Here is a 15,951-nt window from a genome sequence, read left to right as displayed (position 1 = left end):
AAACTTAATAGAGATAACCAAATAATCTAATAGCTACTGACTAGTTTTGCTAACGATAAATTCATTAAATAGACTTGAGTTTTGTCTATTTTATGTTGCAATGCTAGCAATATTTTTATCCAAATAATGAGGATTAATCTAATGGCGGAAAATTCAAGTAATAGTGGTAGCAGTAATTCCTCTCCTAATGGGAACAATTCGATTAGCCAATCACCCTTCGGTCGCTTGGAAGTAGTACTCGGTAAAGAAGGCCTCACCAATATATTTAGTGGTGTTGGTGGTGCTGGTGGTGCCGGTGGCAGTAGCCCATTTGGTGGCGCTGGCGGTGCTGGTGGTGTCGGTGGTGCCGGTGCTGGTGGTGCTGGTGGCGGTGGCAGTCAGCCTGATTTACCCTATGGTGGCAATCCTTTCGCTGGCGACAACTTCTGGAATATCTTCGCAGGCGGTGTAAACCCATCAAACCCATCCGCAGGTGGTGGCAACCAAGGTAGTGGCAGCGACCCTTTGACTGGTGGTGGTAGCCCATCCGCAGGTGGTGGTAGCCCATTTGCAGGCGGTAGTAGACCATCCGCAGGTGGTGGTAGCTCATCCGCAGGCGGTGGCGACCAAGGTAGTGGCAGCGACCCTTTGACTGGTGGTAGTAGACCATCCGCAGGTGGTGGTAGCCAGACCCAGACCTATGGTATTAGCACAACTGAAATACCGAACGGGTTCGATTTGAGGATGACCATTGATAAGCTAGTTGACTCAAAGCTTGACAATGAACCGGGTAGTGGTGGAGGAATGCCATCAATGGGTGGAGGAATGCCATCAATAGGTGGTGGTAGTGGAGGAATGCCATCAATAGGTGGTGGTAGTGGAGGAATGCCATCAATAGGTGGTGATAGTGATGAAGGAATGCCATCATTTGGTGGAGGAATGCCATCATTTGGTGGTCGATAAATTCCGTTCGCCTAATAGAATTATTGCGAAAATCAGCAGATAAAAGAGGAGAACAATAATGAGTTCTTCAGTACATAGTATGCTAGTACAGCTTGGCGCAAAAAAACATACCATTCGATAAATCTGAAAAGAGTGTATTATCAATGATGTGCCTTCTGCTTTATTGTACTAGTTTGCTATTTTATGCCCTGAAACTCTTTACATATAAAGGTTTAATCAATATTTTCTGTTACTTTGACGGTAAAATTATTAAAGCCTTATTAGAGAGATTTTGGGTTTAGCAAATTCATAATTGGTATAACAGGTGCTGAATAACCCATAATTTTTTAACTAAAAATAGGAGAATTAGTACTAATGGAAGAGTCTGCTGTCAATCCCCCTAATAGTGGAGTTAATGCCTTAAATGTAGGTGGCGGTAGCAACCTATATAACGGTAATTCCTTTGCTGCCAATGGCAGTTTGTCTACTGAAGGCAACCTGTTAACGGCTGGCAATCTGTTATTAGGTAACGGTAACAATCCCATTCCAGGTGGCGGTATTAACCCGTTTGCAGGTGATGGTGGCAGTGGGCTTCAGAAATTAATCTTTGATCGATTAAAGTCAGTTTTGGGTGATAACTTCTTCAAGGATATTGACAACACATTGGCGGGAGGGAGTAACCCATTTGCAGCCAGTGGTTATCCCATTCCAGGTGGCGCTACTAACCCATTTGCAGGCAGTGGAAATCCTATAGCAGGTGCTGCTACTAACCCATTTTCAGGCAGTGGAAATCCTATAGCAGGTGGCAACCCGTTTGCAGGTGGTGGTACCAACCCTTTCGCAGGCAGCAATAATGCGATCGCAGGTGGCGCTACTAACCCATTTGCAGGCAGTGGAAATTCTATAGCAGGTGGTGCTACCAACCCTTTCGCGGGCAGCAATAATGCGATCGCAGGTGGCGCTACTAACGCATTTTCAGGCAGTGGAAATCCTATAGCAGGTGGTGCTACTAACCCATTTTCAGGTGGTGGTAATCCGATCGCAGGCGGCAACCCGTTTGCAGGTGGTGGTAATGCGATCGCAGGTGCTGGAAGCCTGCTTCAACAATCGCCTTTCGATCCATTGAAAGAAGTTCTTGGTATACATCTAATCCTGGTAGCCAAACCTTTAATCAGAGCAACGCACCCGTTGGGAATGGTAACAAGAATTTTGGTGATAATAACGCAACTATTGGTAATAGTAACTCGGATTATGGCAGTAACAGCGCCACCATTGGGAATGGAAACTGGAACTTTAATAATGACAACGCAACCATCGGTAATGGCAACTGGCTATTTGGAGAGGGTAACACAACCCTTGGTAACGGCAACTGGTATTGGGACGACGGAAGTAATAATTCAACATTAGGTAATGGGAATTGGCACTTCGGCAGTGACAATGCAACCATTGGAAACGGCAATTGGGACTTTGGTACTAATAATACAATTATTGGTAATGGTAACTGGGTTTTTACCAGTGGAAATGAAATTATTGGTAATGGCAATTGGTTAGCAAATACTGACAACACAAAAATTGGAAACGTCAATAATATCAGCAGTTTAAAGTTATCCCCATTAGGGATCAAAACTGATGTTAACAATCTAATTGACTCTCTTATAGGTAAAATAGGTCAAAATTTTCTTGGGTTCACAGGAGATTTTGATGTATCAAGTAGCCAAACATTTAACCGCCTCATTTCTTCTAAAAGTGTTGGTAATGATACTGATATATCTAGCGATATTGAGCAACTTTTGGCATCACTCAGCCCAATTCAAGGGGATTTTACCAATTATCAGCCTGTGCAAAACCCTCAGCCTGTCTCAGAACCTGCTTCTTCAGTGTCGTTGGTAGTAATGGGACTTATGTGTTTGCTATTGTCATTATTTAAAAAACAACAACACTGTTAACGTAAATTCAATCCTTCTAAAAGGATATTTGAAAGGTAACAGTATTTCGTCACTAGAAAAACTACTTAAATATCACAGAGTGATGACCGACATATACTGCCTCAAAACTTTTCAGATATCCTCTTAAAATCTACAATATTGCAATTCATCAAATGCTTTCGATATACAAAGATGCCAGCATGGGCAAACGCACCAATCATCAGGAAGCCAGTAATGTACTGGTGATACGTGTACAGCGTTGCCTGTGTTGTGTAGTCTTTACCGATGCAATGATAATGCAGTACCTAATGCTGCCAGGTAGGTGTATGGACAACTGGAAGTGCAACCAGTTGTTGTAGGTGTCGTACTGCCCTTGGTGCGGTAGATTGAACTGACCTTTAGTTTGGACGCCAAAGAAATTTCTGGCGTTGAGCATTTCTTTAATGCTGTAACCAATACCGAAGTTAGCCCGGTACTGATAAGCGATATCGGTCAGCCATAGCGATTCAGTTTGGGGCTTTTAATTCATGAAAGAAATCTATTAAAATGCCAAACTCGATATCATACCGTACCTACGTTTTTTTCAAACTATAGATATACGCATATAAGCACAGATGAACCTCATAATTGTCTGTATTCATCTGTGGTTACTAATTTTCTATGAACGAAGAAGTCTCCAAAAAACTAGAGTTAATCAGACAAACCTTGCGTGAAAATGAACTGCAAGGCGTGCGTTTGCGCGGTACAGACTGGTTTGCCTGGGCGACAGCTGGCGCTTCTAACACCGTGCTACTGACTGCCGAAACTGGCGTAGCAGAAGTATTAGTAACTACTGAAGATGCTTGGGTATTGACGGATGAAATTGAAGCGCAGCGTCTTAAGGATGAAGAATTGCCTGCTAATTTTAAGGTGCATATCAACCCTTGGGCTGATGGTGCTGCCCGTGAGTCTTTTGTTCGTGATGCAACTGGCGGTGGGAAAACAGCTAGCGATCGCCCCATCTCCAATTTAGAACAGCCATTACCCCCATCTCTGCAAAATCATAAACGGGTAATGATGTCAAGTGAATTAGAGCGATATCGTCAAGTTGGGCAAAAAGCTAGTCAGGCAATGACAGAGGTACTCAAAGTCGCCAAGCCAACTTGGACAGAATATCAGTTAGCGGGTGCGGGTGCAGAGGCATTATGGGCGAAAGGGCTGCATCCAGCGCTGACACTGGTAGCGGGTGAGAGGCGTTTACCGCTATACCGTCATGCTACACCCACAGCAGAACAGATTGGGCAGCAAGCGATGCTGGTATTTTGCGCTAGAGGTTACGGTTTGTATGCAAATCTGACGCGATTTGTTTGTTTTGGTAAGCTTTCAGACGAACGGGCGGAATTGCATTCTCATGTGCGCGAAATAGAAGCAGTAGTTTTAAATTTGTCCCAACCCGGAACCACTCTCGACACAGCTTATAACGCACTAGCCCAAGCTTATAAGCAGCATGGATTTCCCAATGCCATCCGCGAACATCACCAGGGAGGAACCACTGGATATTTAGCACGAGAAATCGTAGCAAATCCAACTACTACTGATACTTTGACAGAAGGCGTTGCTGTCGCTTGGAACCCTAGTTTAGCAGGGGCAAAGGTTGAAGATACTTTTGTGATTCTCAAGGATGGAAAGTTGGAAAATCTGACTTTTGATCCAAATTTTCCTAATGTTGAGGTAGAAGGAAGGTTACGCCCTGTACCTTTATACAATTAAAAATTATGGATTTTCAACAAGTATTCGGTAAACCACCTGAAACTCAAGCCAGTGCGCCAGGAAGAGTAAATTTATTAGGCGAACATACTGACTATAACGATGGCTTTGTTCTGCCAACTGCGATTCCTCAATCTACGACGGTACAGCTAGGTTTGAGTCGCGATCGCCAACATCACTTTTACTCGGAAAATTTCAACGAGCAAGTGAGCATTTCAGATATTAATCATACCCCTTCTGGATTTGCCAGTTATATTTTTGGTTGTATTGAGGTTTTGCAAAAAGCAGGATACACAATACCGTCACTTTCTGTATACGTCAAATCATCGGTTCCTATGGGTTCGGGTTTGTCTAGCAGCGCAGCTTTAGAAGTGGCAACGCTTCGGGCATTACGCCAACTTCTGAACCTTCCCATTGATGATGTTGAAATCGCCCAATTCGCCCAGCAAGCAGAAATTCAATATGCTGGCGTGCAATGCGGCATCATGGATCAGATGGCTTCTAGTTTGGCTGATACTGAGCATATCTTGTTTTTAGATACTCGGACTTTAGAACGCCAAGTGATGCCTTTGCCTGACAACGCAGAGATTTTGGTTATTGATAGTGGTGTGCCCCGAACCCTTGCAGGTAGCGGTTATAACCAGCGTCGGGCTGAGTGTGAAGAGGCGGCGCGATCGCTTGGAGTTAAGGCACTACGAGATATTACTGATGCTGAAGTAACAGAAAAATTACCCGAACCTTTACGCCGTCGCGCCCGTCATGTGGTTACAGAAGATAACCGCGTCTTGGAAGTATTGCAGGGAGTCACATCTGAGCGCTTTGGTGAATTGATGAATGCGTCCCACGCCAGCTTGCGAGACGATTACGAAGTATCCGTACCTGCCCTAGATACTCTAGTTGAACTGTTGCAAAAAACTCCGGGAGTCTTTGGTGCAAGACTTACAGGTGCTGGTTTTGGCGGCGCAAGTGTCGCTTTAGTTGCGGCTGGTGAAGCCAAAAGTATTGCAACTCATGTCCTTGAACAATATAAGCAAGCTGGTTACAACGGACAAATCTTGGTTCCTTCTTTGGAGTTAAATGATGCAGCCTAAAGTTGTTTACGGAAACGCAGCCGTTGAAGGTGTGAATCGTTGGGGATGGTTCATGGGTCACTTTATCACCCCTGAAGACGATCCGCGTTCCACGGAAATGCTAGAAGTAAAATGGGCTGTTCACAAAGCAGGTGACAGTAGAACTGAATGGGCAGTAAATAACCAAGCTGCTACGCTTTCAATTCTCATTGACGGAGAATTTCGTCTGCAATTTGAAGATAGAGAAATTTTATTAACTTGTGAAGGTGATTACGTTCTCTGGTGTGCGGGTGTGTCCCATTGGTGGGTTGCTGAGTCTGACTGTACTATTCTGACAGTCAGATGGCCCTTCAAAGCCAGGCGATAGTGTTGCATTGCCTGGAGTGTCAAAGAGTTAGTTTGGTGAACTACTCAGACTTGCCTACGGCTGAAGTCTAAGCTTCCCAATTCATCGGGAATAGCCTCTAAAACTCTGTAGTTTTTTTGGTCTGACATTCCCTCCAAGGGCAGGAGTCCTGGTTCCCAAGACCCAAATTTTTCTCTTGCAACATATACTTATTAGCTTGGTTTTCGCTTGCGGCATTGATGGTCAAGACAGTCTATATCTTACCAGAAAATTTTGGGGATTCGTCATACATCCAGAATTTGTTTTTACTGCGTAAAAAATTAATTCCAGATGTAATCCTCATACCCCGCTCACAATACCCACCTTATGAGTACATTGTTCGCGTAGCGTCTCCAAGAGTTGGTGGGGACTTCCGCGACACGTTAAGTAATTGAGCATAATTAAGTTTAATTAATTGTTACGGAGAATTGGTATAAGCCACTAATTTGGAAAATAGTACGCTACCATCGACAAGCAATAAAAAAATCTCTTAGAAGTCTGATATTAAGACGACTCTAGTTATAAGTTGGAGAGGATAAAAAAGATGGTTCAAAGTATAGGCGGTATAGTGAAATATTCAGCTACCGACCTAGACCAATTAGCTCAAGAACTGAATAAAGACGGAATTTGTGTCATTCGCGGTGTTTTTGAGCAAAAATTCATTGACGAGTGGGCACAAGCTTTTGAAAAGTTATTTCACGAGCGTCAAAATCAACCAGGTGGGTTGGCTCCTCGGGAAATTTCCCCGCTACTATCTGACATTGCCTTGGATTTACCCATTTGCTAATGAATTAGTTTTTGCCAATCCAGTGATTATGGGTATTTTAGAGCGCGTGTTTTACCAAGAATACGTGATGGTTCAAATGGGAGTTGATGTCCCATTCCAGGGTTCGGATTATCAGGAAACCCATCGGGATTTTCGTCCACTGTTTAGCGATCGCATAGTTACACCACTTTACGCCCTAGCGGTCAACTTTCCCCTGGTGGAAGTAACCGCAGAAAACGGCCCGTTCCAAATGGCACGCGGGACTCATGTATTACCGCGTGAAGAAGGATTAGAAAAGGTTGCCAGTGGTGAAATTCCGATGGAATCTTTTTATATGCAGCCTGGTGATGTCATGGTGCGATCGCCTTTAGCACTGCATCGGGGTTCCCCCAATCGGACAAACCAACCAAGACCGATGGTAGTCATGGGCTATGCTATGCATTGGTTGCACACACCAAAGGTAGATTTGACTCTCCCAAAAGACTACTATGAAAGCCTGCCAGAAAAGCTAAAGCAGATGCTACGGTGTCAGCTGGTAGAAAGCTTACCTCAGAACAAAGTTGAAACTTACGTGAATTTCAAATACTAGTAGTCTTTCAAGGCAAGAATGTTTGGTAAATAAGTTTGTAGTCAGGACTTTAGTCTTTGATTTAAGCTTTAAAGCCCTCACTACAAACCCAGCAAACTTAACTTGACTAACCACTAATGGTCTATCAAGCGAAGTTTGAAGGGTAAATAAACGAACCACAGAGGCGCAGAGGGCACAGAGAGAGAAGAAAAGAGATGTTTCAGAAGTGTCTCACCCAGCATAGTTGGCTTGACAGAGTACTAGTAGTTTGGCAAGCAAAGTTTGAAGGGTAAAGGAACGAACCGCGAAGACGCGAAGTACGCGAAGGAAGAAGGAAAGAAGAGAAATTGAAGAATTTATCTACCCGTTAAAGTTGACTTGCCAGACTACTAGTGGAAGAAGGATTTTTGTCATTCCTATAGATAATTAAGATGCAAACTTATACTAATCCAGTCTACAAAGGTTATTTTGCCGATCCTTTTGTTTGGCAACATGAAGGCGTATATTATGCGATCGGCACTGGTGCAGCAGAAGCAGAAGGAACGGTAGATGCAATAGCGGACGTACCGAATGTTAACTTCAATAACAAATCGCGTGTCTTTCCTTTGTTACGCTCTTTCGACTTTGTGAACTGGGATTTTGTTGGTAACGCACTACAGCGACCAGATCCAGCCCTTGGCGATAATTTCTGGGCCCCCGAAGTTGCTTACTGCGATGGACAGTTTTATCTCTACTACTCTGTAGGGCATGAAGACAAGAATCATCAGTTACGTGTAGCTACAAGCGATACTCCGTTAGGGCCTTATCAAGATGTTGGTGAGCCAGTTGGAGATCCAAAGTCTTGCCCTTTTGCGATCGACCCGCACCCATTCTGTGATGATGATGGACAATGGTATTTGTTTTATGCCCGTGACTTTCTCGATACATCGGATGGAGTGCGTGCTGGCACAGCATTAGTAGTAGACCGACTCCAAACCATGACTAAGCTTGCTGGTGAAGGGAAAGTAGTTTTGCGTGCGCGATCCGATTGGCAACGGTTTTTAGCGAACCGTTTGATGTACGGTGAAATCTATGATTGGCATACTTTAGAAGGCCCCTGTGTTCGTAAGCATGAAGGCAAATACTACTGCTTTTATAGTGGTGGACGCTGGGAAACTGAAAATTACGGTGTAGATTATGGCGTCGCTGACAACGTGATGGGGCCTTATTCTGATGCAGGTAACGAAACTGGGCCACGGGTGCTAAAGTCTATTCCTAATTTTGTTATAGGGCCGGGACATAACTCTATCGTTCTTGGGCCAGATGGAAAAACTGAGTATATTGTCTACCATGCTTGGGCGAAAAATATGGATATGCGGCAAATCTGCCTAGATATGCTGATCTGGAAACCAGAAGGGCCCCTTTGCCAAGGCCCTACCTGGACACCGCAGACTATCAACAGCGATCGCTAGGGAACTTAGGCATCTGGTGAAAAAGAATGTAGAGACGTGTATCACTGCTACACGTCTCTACAAGGGTTCTGGATAACGCATATTTAATTTCACCAGATATCTATTAAACAAAATATTGTTACCGAACAATGGCATTAAACCGAAAAATGTCTTACCCAAAGGCAACAATCTTATCTGGGCAGCAAAGCATAAGAAACTGCAAAACTACAATTCTAGTAGGCGTGTAGTGCTAGCATTGTTGTGAGAAATAATAAATAATAAATTGAATTTATTAATATTATACTAACAATTATTATTTTAATTAATCTTAGGTGCGAAACCAAACAGACACAAAACTATATCTGCAATATTTTTTGCAAATATAAAAATTTGCGTTACATAAATTAATATTTTGCTTGAGATTATTGATAAAAAGATAGTGCTTAAGACTTAATACAAAAAGAGATTTTATATTTATTTTGATAGATGAATAAATTAAACATATAAGAGTACTATAGTACTTAATTAACGCAACCAACTACTTTATTATACCAATTCGATATTGAAAAGCAGCCAATTTATGTTGCAAACTTTTGTATGAAAGTGAGTTTTACGCTGCCTTACAAACAAAGAAAAGGTATTAGCGATTGGCTAATTTGGAATTAATCATCTAAATAACGAGAGAAACTATGGCAAGTGAAAAATCTCAAGTCCAAAACAACGGTGTCAGCAATATTATTTCGCCCAAGCAGCGTAAAACAAAGCGATCGCAGCCAGTCGAAATGCAACCATCAAGTACATCACTGTTGAATTTAAGTTCGTCTAATAATAAAAAAGTTCCGACAGAAACCTTTCAAGATACGCCTGATATAGTTTGCTTATCTCATTTGCGTTGGAATTTCGTTTATCAAAGACCACAACATCTACTTAGTCGCTGCGCTCAAGGAAAGCGAGTGTTCTTTATTGAGGAGGCAATTATCTCTGAAGAACCCTTGGCAAGGTTAGATGTAAACGAAGATTCTGATGGAGTAGTTGTGGTTGTGCCACACCTACCACAAGGTTTAAGTGAAGAAGCAATAAACGCAAATTTACAAGTATTAATTGATAGTTTGTTTGCAGAGCATAATATCAACAAGTATATTTGTTGGTATTACACCCCAATGGCGATCGCGTTTACCCGCCACTTGCAACCCCAAGCTGTGGTGTACGATTGCATGGATGAATTGTCTGCATTCCAAGGAGCATCACCCACTTTAAAGAATTACGAAGCCGAATTATTCAGCCGTGCAGACTTAGTATTTACAGGGGGACAAAGCCTTTACGAAAGTAAAGTGAACCAGCACCCCAACGTTTATGCCTTTCCCAGCAGTGTAGATGTCCCCCACTTTGGTCAGGCGAGAACTGTTCAAGAACCAGAAGATCAAGCTCATATTCCTCATCCTCGCCTTGGGTTCTTTGGCGTAATTGATGAACGGATGGATATTGAATTGCTTGCTGGGATTGCCGAAGCACGCCCCGACTGGCATTTAGTAATTATTGGCCCAGTTGTCAAAATCGATCCCGCAACTCTGCCACAGCATGAAAACATCCATTATCTCGGTGGTAGAGATTATAAACAGCTACCTGCCTATTTAGCAGGGTGGGACTTGGCAATGTTGCCGTTTGCGCGTAACGAATCAACACGTTTTATTAGCCCTACCAAAACTCCAGAATATCTTGCCGCAGGTAGACCTGTAGTATCTACCTCAATTCGAGATGTGGTTCGTCCTTACGGAGAATCAAAACTGGTGCGAATTGCAGACACAGTTTCAGAGTTCGTCGCTGCCGCAGAACAAGCAATGCAAGAAGACACCCCAGCCTCAGAATGGTTGAGTCGAGTAGATGTCTTTTTAGAGAAGATTTCTTGGGATCGCACTTGGGCATCAATGATGAAGCTGATTGACTCTGCCATTGCAGCCCGTGATGGTGAAGACAAAGCTAACTCCACAGGTGCAGTTGGTAAACAAGCACCAAATATCATTACCAGAGATTTTGTCTTCGATTACTTAGTTGTCGGCGCTGGTTTTTCTGGTAGCGTCATTGCAGAACGTTTGGCAACTCAAGGTAAAAAAGTGCTGGTTGTAGACAAGCGCAACCACATAGGCGGCAATGCCTACGATCATTACAATGATGATGGTGTTCTCGTACACAAATACGGCCCCCACATTTTTCACACAAACTCCCGCGAAGTTTTTGAATACCTCTCGCGCTTTACTCAGTGGCGGTCTTACGAGCATCGCGTCCTTGCTAGTGTAGACGGGCAACTTGTGCCGATTCCGATTAACCTTGACACCATCAACAAGTTGTATGGGATGAATCTCAATTCATTTGAGGTGGAGGAGTTTTACAAATCCCTTGCTGAACCCGTAGAATCCATCCGCACTAGTGAAGATGTGGTGGTCAGTAAAGTTGGTCGAGAACTGTATGAAAAGTTTTTCCGAAATTACACGCGCAAGCAATGGGGACTTGACCCATCGGAACTTGATAAATCAGTAATTGCCAGAATTCCGACTCGTACTAATCGTGACGATCGCTATTTTACCGATAGCTACCAAGCGATGCCACTACACGGCTTTACCCGGATGTTTGACAATATGCTAAATCATCCGAATATCAAGGTAATGCTCAACACCGATTATCAGGAAATCCAAAAAGCTATACCTTGCCGCGAGATGGTTTACTCCGGGCCTGTTGACGAATACTTTGATTATCGCTACGGCAAACTACCCTATCGCTCGCTTGATTTCAAACATGAGACGCACAACACTTCTGTATTTCAAAAAGCGCCAGTGATCAATTATCCTAATGAACAGCTTTATACTCGTGTGACAGAGTTTAAGTATTTAACTGGTCAGGAACACTCTAAAACTAGTATTGTTTATGAGTTTCCAAAAGCTGAAGGAGATCCTTATTATCCTGTACCGCGTCCTGAAAATAACGAAATGTACAAGCAGTACAAGGCGCTATCTGATACAACACCAGGAGTATATTTTGTGGGACGACTGGCGACCTACAAGTACTACAACATGGATCAATGTGTTGCTCAGGCTTTGTCTGTGTACAAACAAATTGCAGTCAAAGCTTAAATAATTTGTAATTATGACTGCTTTGTATTTGTAGGGTGCGTTATGGACATTAGGGGGTGTTTTCAAACTACTCGTTTAGCCTCCTAATTTTTTAGATCCCCCCAACCCCCCTTCAAAAGCTATTGTGTACACACAAGTTTCTTGACCTGCACCTTTGTTGCATCAACTTGCACCTTTGTTGCATCAACTTGCACCTTTGTTGCATCGACTTGCACCTTTGTTGCATCGACTTGCACCTTTGATGCATCGACCTGCACCTTTAATGCATCGACCTGCACCTTTGATGCATCGACCTGCAAAAATTAACCTTCCTTATGTTACGCAACAACTCTAGAAGACTTGTGTGTACACCGTAGCCTTCAAAAGGGGGGCTAAGAATCTCATCTCTTAAAGTCCCCCTTTTTAAGGGGAGCCAGTGCGGTCTTGGGGGTTTCCCCCATGAGCAACTGGCGTGGATTTAGGGGGATCTAAGATTTTGAAAACACGCCCTAGTCCTAACGCACTAAAAATCTAGGATAGTGCGGTGCGTTAGTTTACGGCATAACACGCCACTACAAAACTTGAAATTAACCCATCAAATAAAATATCAGCTTGAGTTGTAAATTATGGCTTCTGCTTTCGACTCGACGCTCAATACTCCTAAATCAAAACTTCCTCTAGAAGTTTGGGCTGGTGTAGAGTGTACGGTTAACCGTGTAGGTGAAGAGTATTTTGACCAGTTAGAACGCAATGGTCATGCAACGCGCTTGGATGACCTAGATTTATTCGCCCAACTTGGTATACACGCCATCCGTTATCCAGTAATTTGGGAGCGAATAGCGCCCAATGGTTTAGAGAATGCTGATTGGTCGTGGACGGATGAACGGCTGGGACGCTTGCGCGAACTCGGCATTTGTCCAATTGTGGGATTAGTACATCATGGTAGTGGGCCGCGTGATACTAGCTTAGTAGATCCAGAATTTCCTGAGAAACTAGCGGTGTTTGCGCGTGCAGTTGCAGAACGCTATCCTTGGATAACACATTACACACCGATAAACGAGCCACTGACAACAGCACGATTTAGCGGGATGTACGGTCACTGGTATCCTCACGGACAGGACGATTTAACTTTTGCCCGTGCTTTATTAGGAGAGTGTAAAGCGATCGCTCTTTCGATGCAAGCAATTCGGGAAGTCAACCCCAATGCCCAACTCGTACAAACTGAGGATTTGGGTAAAACTCATAGTACACCAAAGCTGGCTTATCAAGCAGAGCTAGAAAACGAGCGTCGTTGGTTGAGTTTGGATTTATTATGTGGCCGAATCAACCCAACTCATTCAATGTGGGGTTACTTACGCGACTGTGGCATCAGCGAGACTGAACTTGAAGAATTTTTGCAATGTACCTGTCCGCCTGACATTATCGGCATTAACCATTACCTTACGAGCGAACGCTTTTTAGATGAAAACCTAGAAACCTATCCAGCTTGGACGCATGGAGGTAATGGTCGAGATAAGTATGCAGATGTAGAAGCAGTGCGCGTCTGTGCTGAGGGTTTGGCAGGGCCGCGGACATTGCTTAAAGAGACATGGGAACGCTACAAACTACCCTTTGCTGTCACTGAAGTTCACCTCAGTTGTACCCGCGAGGAACAGCTACGCTGGCTCAATGAAGTGTGGAATGCAGCCCAAGAATTACGAGATCAGGGCGCAGATGTTCGGGCTGTAACTGTTTGGGCGCTTTTGGGCAGCTACGATTGGAATAGTTTAGTGACTCGCTCCGCAGGATACTACGAGCCTGGCGTGTTTGATTTGCGTTCGCGTAGCGTCTCCTCTGGAGAATCGCCACAGCCTAGACAGACTGCGATCGCTAAAATGGTGCGAGATTTAGCCAGTGGACATAAACCCAATCATCCACTACTTGAGACACCAGGATGGTGGCATCGGCAAGAGCGCCTATTATACCCAGCAGTCAGTTGTCGCGTATCGCTCCCATCTCCTCCCCCGGCTTCCTCCCCTGTTTCCAACCGTCCCCTGGCGATCGTTGGAGCCACAGGAACTCTAGGCCAGGCTTTTGCTCGGTTGTGTGAAGTGCGAGGAATTTCATATTGCCTGCTCAGACGCCAAGATATGGATATTTCCAATCCTGCTTCCGTCAATAAAGTACTTACCGAGTTGCAACCGTGGGCAGTTGTCAACGCTGCGGGATACGTGCGGGTAGACGATGCCGAACGCGAACCCGATGTTTGTTTAAAGGTAAACGCTGAAGGGGCAGCGATTTTAGCTGCTGCTTGCGCTCAACATAATGTGGCGCTGCTAACTTTCTCTTCAGATTTGGTATTCGATGGTGCTGAGTCTAATCCTTATGTCGAAACAGATACCGTTGCGCCCCTTAATGTATATGGATGCAGCAAAGTTTTGGCAGAAAAGCTAGTATTACAGGCTCATCCGGCATCACTAATGATTCGCACCAGCGCATTTTTTGGCCCGTGGGATGATTACAACTTTGTGACGATCGCTCTACGGCAATTAGCTGCTGGTAATACTTTTGTCGCCGCCGAAGATGCGATCGTCTCGCCTACATACATACCCGATCTTGTCCATACCAGCCTTGATTTGCTGATTGATGGCGAGAAAGGTTTGTGGCATTTGGCTAACAAAAGTGCGATCGCTTGGTCTGACTTAGCCCGATTGGCGGCAAAAAAAGCAGGTGTGAGTGTCAGCAGTCTAATAGCTCGTCCAACACAAGAACTTGGTTGGATTGCTACCCGCCCAGCTTACAGCGTTCTTGGTAGCGATCGTGGTGAATTAATGCCACACCTTGACAGTGCAATTTCTCGCTACTTGGAAGAAAGAAATTAATAGTCTGGCTGGCAATCTAATTTTAAGGGGAGCAGGGGACGCAGAATTAAATTATTGATTAATTCCCAATGCCCCATTCCCAATTCCCCATCGCAAAATTATGTCAACGATTTTAGTAACGGGAGGAGCCGGATATATTGGTTCCCATGCGGTATTAGCACTGAAAAATGCAGGTTATGAAGTAATCGTTTTAGACAATCTGTCTAACGGACATCGAGAACTTGTAGAAGAAGTTTTGCAGGTAAAATTGATTGTTGGGGATATGAGCGATCGCGCCCTACTTGATAATATATTTTCAACCCATAATATAACGGCAGTAATGCATTTTGCTGCTTATATTGCAGTGGGTGAATCTGTTACCGACCCAGCCAAATATTACCAAAATAATGTTGCAGGCACTCTGACGCTTTTAGAAGCAATGGTTGCTGCATCAGTTAATAAATTTATCTTTTCTTCTACTTGCGCTCTTTACGGCGTACCAAAGTTTGTTCCTCTTACCGAAGACCATCCACAAGATCCCATTAGTCCTTACGCTACTAGCAAGTGGATGGTAGAACGAATTTTATCTGATTTTGATGCCGCCTACAATTTGAAGTCTGTACGTTTTCGCTATTTTAACGCCGCAGGTGCTGAACCGAATGGGTTGCTGGGTGAAGACCACGAGCCGGAAACTCATCTTATACCACTAGTACTACTAACTGCTTTTGGTAAGCGCGAATCAATTTTGATTTTCGGCACTGATTACCCTACCCCAGATGGTACTTGTATCCGTGATTATATTCATGTGAATGACTTGGCACAAGCCCATATTTTAGGTTTAGAATATTTACTCAAAGGTGGACAAAGTGAAGTATTTAATCTAGGAAACGGCAGTGGCTTTTCAGTTAGACAAGTAATAGAAACTGCGAAAAAAGTCACAGACAAAGAAATTAAAATAGAAGAACGCGATCGCAGACCAGGCGACCCTCCGATTTTAGTTGGCAGCAGTGACAAAGCAACTAAAATATTGGGCTGGCATCCAGAGTATCCTAATTTGAACGAAATTATCGCCCATGCTTGGCAGTGGCATCAACGACGACATAGGTAGAGACATCGTTCTTTAGGTACTCGTAAGCTAGTGGTCAAAATTGTTTAAATTAAAGAATGGCTTAAAACAGGTAATAGTTTAATATTAG

Annotated in this window: 13 protein-coding genes and 1 pseudogene; 12 read left to right on the top strand and 2 right to left on the bottom strand. The window is 43.8% G+C overall.

Annotated features, from left to right (window positions below):
* Positions 1 to 141: 141 nt before the first annotated feature.
* From ANSO36C_RS17045 to ANSO36C_RS17035, 3 genes are all read left to right on the top strand, one after another.
* On the top strand, positions 142 to 942 hold the full coding sequence (locus tag ANSO36C_RS17045) for a hypothetical protein (RefSeq protein WP_251955498.1): 801 nt from the start codon (positions 142 to 144) through the stop codon (positions 940 to 942).
* Positions 943 to 1,296: 354 nt separating this feature from the next.
* A complete protein-coding gene (locus ANSO36C_RS17040; RefSeq protein ID WP_251955497.1) occupies positions 1,297 to 2,328 on the top strand; it encodes a hypothetical protein in 1,032 nt (343 codons plus the stop codon).
* A gap of 3 nt (positions 2,329 to 2,331) precedes the next feature.
* Entirely contained in the window at positions 2,332 to 2,472 is a 141-nt protein-coding gene (locus ANSO36C_RS17035) for a hypothetical protein (protein WP_251955496.1), read from the top strand.
* Positions 2,473 to 2,995: 523 nt separating this feature from the next.
* Here ANSO36C_RS17035 and psaB read toward each other — a convergent pair.
* Positions 2,996 to 3,363: pseudogene (psaB, locus tag ANSO36C_RS17030) on the bottom strand (photosystem I core protein PsaB); the annotation flags it as partial.
* A gap of 143 nt (positions 3,364 to 3,506) precedes the next feature.
* Between psaB and ANSO36C_RS17025 the strand changes: the two are divergent.
* The 7 genes from ANSO36C_RS17025 (at position 3,507) to glf (ending at position 11,936) form a co-directional block, all read left to right on the top strand.
* Positions 3,507 to 4,595, top strand: a complete 1,089-nt coding sequence (locus ANSO36C_RS17025; RefSeq protein WP_251955495.1) for a M24 family metallopeptidase — start codon at positions 3,507 to 3,509, stop codon at positions 4,593 to 4,595.
* Positions 4,596 to 4,600: 5 nt separating this feature from the next.
* Positions 4,601 to 5,683, top strand: a complete 1,083-nt coding sequence (gene galK / locus ANSO36C_RS17020) for a galactokinase (protein WP_251955494.1) — start codon at positions 4,601 to 4,603, stop codon at positions 5,681 to 5,683.
* On the top strand, positions 5,670 to 6,029 hold the full coding sequence (locus ANSO36C_RS17015; protein ID WP_251955493.1) for a signal peptidase I: 360 nt from the start codon (positions 5,670 to 5,672) through the stop codon (positions 6,027 to 6,029). Before galK ends, ANSO36C_RS17015 begins: the two co-directional genes overlap by 14 nt.
* 562 nt (positions 6,030 to 6,591) lie before the next feature.
* Positions 6,592 to 6,834: a phytanoyl-CoA dioxygenase family protein gene (locus tag ANSO36C_RS17010; RefSeq protein WP_251955492.1), complete on the top strand. Its 243-nt coding sequence runs from the start codon at positions 6,592 to 6,594 to the stop codon at positions 6,832 to 6,834.
* Positions 6,809 to 7,402, top strand: coding sequence for a phytanoyl-CoA dioxygenase family protein (locus tag ANSO36C_RS17005; protein ID WP_251955491.1), 594 nt, complete (start codon positions 6,809 to 6,811; stop codon positions 7,400 to 7,402). The genes ANSO36C_RS17010 and ANSO36C_RS17005 overlap by 26 nt, the downstream gene beginning before the upstream one ends.
* A gap of 410 nt (positions 7,403 to 7,812) precedes the next feature.
* Positions 7,813 to 8,832 carry a glycoside hydrolase family 43 protein gene (locus ANSO36C_RS17000; protein ID WP_251955490.1) on the top strand — a complete coding sequence of 340 codons (1,020 nt, stop codon included), beginning with the start codon at positions 7,813 to 7,815 and terminating at the stop codon, positions 8,830 to 8,832.
* 668 nt (positions 8,833 to 9,500) lie between these two features.
* Entirely contained in the window at positions 9,501 to 11,936 is a 2,436-nt protein-coding gene (gene glf / locus ANSO36C_RS16995) for a UDP-galactopyranose mutase (RefSeq protein ID WP_251955489.1), read from the top strand.
* A gap of 119 nt (positions 11,937 to 12,055) precedes the next feature.
* On the opposite strand, the gene ANSO36C_RS16990 is transcribed toward glf, so the two are convergent.
* A complete protein-coding gene (locus ANSO36C_RS16990) occupies positions 12,056 to 12,235 on the bottom strand; it encodes a hypothetical protein (protein ID WP_251955488.1) in 180 nt (59 codons plus the stop codon).
* A 306-nt stretch (positions 12,236 to 12,541) separates the two neighbouring features.
* Here ANSO36C_RS16990 and ANSO36C_RS16985 point away from each other — a divergent pair, with 306 nt between their 5' ends.
* The gene (locus ANSO36C_RS16985; RefSeq protein ID WP_251955487.1) at positions 12,542 to 14,776 is read left to right on the top strand and encodes a family 1 glycosylhydrolase; all 2,235 of its coding nucleotides are present in this window, start codon (positions 12,542 to 12,544) and stop codon (positions 14,774 to 14,776) included.
* Between the two features lie 100 nt (positions 14,777 to 14,876).
* Positions 14,877 to 15,863 (top strand): UDP-glucose 4-epimerase GalE, encoded by a 987-nt coding sequence (galE, locus tag ANSO36C_RS16980; RefSeq protein WP_251955486.1) that lies wholly within the window; start codon positions 14,877 to 14,879, stop codon positions 15,861 to 15,863.
* Positions 15,864 to 15,951 lie beyond the last annotated feature (88 nt).

It is taken from the genome of Nostoc cf. commune SO-36, from assembly GCF_023734775.1.
In the GTDB taxonomy this organism is placed as follows: Bacteria; Cyanobacteriota; Cyanobacteriia; order Cyanobacteriales; family Nostocaceae; genus Nostoc; species Nostoc commune_A.
Note: the sequence above shows the minus strand (reverse complement) of the source record. Positions and strands in the feature narration are given on the sequence as shown.

What these genes read in the sequence shown, in the direction of transcription:
- galE (WP_251955486.1), top strand. Translation starts at nt 14,877, where the DNA reads ATGTCAACGATTTTAGTAACGGGAGGAGCCGGATATATTGGTTCCCAT.
- glf (WP_251955489.1), top strand. Translation starts at nt 9,501, where the DNA reads ATGGCAAGTGAAAAATCTCAAGTCCAAAACAACGGTGTCAGCAATATT.
- galK (WP_251955494.1), top strand. Translation starts at nt 4,601, where the DNA reads ATGGATTTTCAACAAGTATTCGGTAAACCACCTGAAACTCAAGCCAGT.
- ANSO36C_RS17045 (WP_251955498.1), top strand. Translation starts at nt 142, where the DNA reads ATGGCGGAAAATTCAAGTAATAGTGGTAGCAGTAATTCCTCTCCTAAT.
- ANSO36C_RS17015 (WP_251955493.1), top strand. Translation starts at nt 5,670, where the DNA reads ATGATGCAGCCTAAAGTTGTTTACGGAAACGCAGCCGTTGAAGGTGTG.
- ANSO36C_RS16985 (WP_251955487.1), top strand. Translation starts at nt 12,542, where the DNA reads ATGGCTTCTGCTTTCGACTCGACGCTCAATACTCCTAAATCAAAACTT.
- ANSO36C_RS17000 (WP_251955490.1), top strand. Translation starts at nt 7,813, where the DNA reads ATGCAAACTTATACTAATCCAGTCTACAAAGGTTATTTTGCCGATCCT.
- ANSO36C_RS17040 (WP_251955497.1), top strand. Translation starts at nt 1,297, where the DNA reads ATGGAAGAGTCTGCTGTCAATCCCCCTAATAGTGGAGTTAATGCCTTA.
- ANSO36C_RS17035 (WP_251955496.1), top strand. Translation starts at nt 2,332, where the DNA reads ATGGGAATTGGCACTTCGGCAGTGACAATGCAACCATTGGAAACGGCA.
- ANSO36C_RS17010 (WP_251955492.1), top strand. Translation starts at nt 6,592, where the DNA reads ATGGTTCAAAGTATAGGCGGTATAGTGAAATATTCAGCTACCGACCTA.
- ANSO36C_RS17025 (WP_251955495.1), top strand. Translation starts at nt 3,507, where the DNA reads ATGAACGAAGAAGTCTCCAAAAAACTAGAGTTAATCAGACAAACCTTG.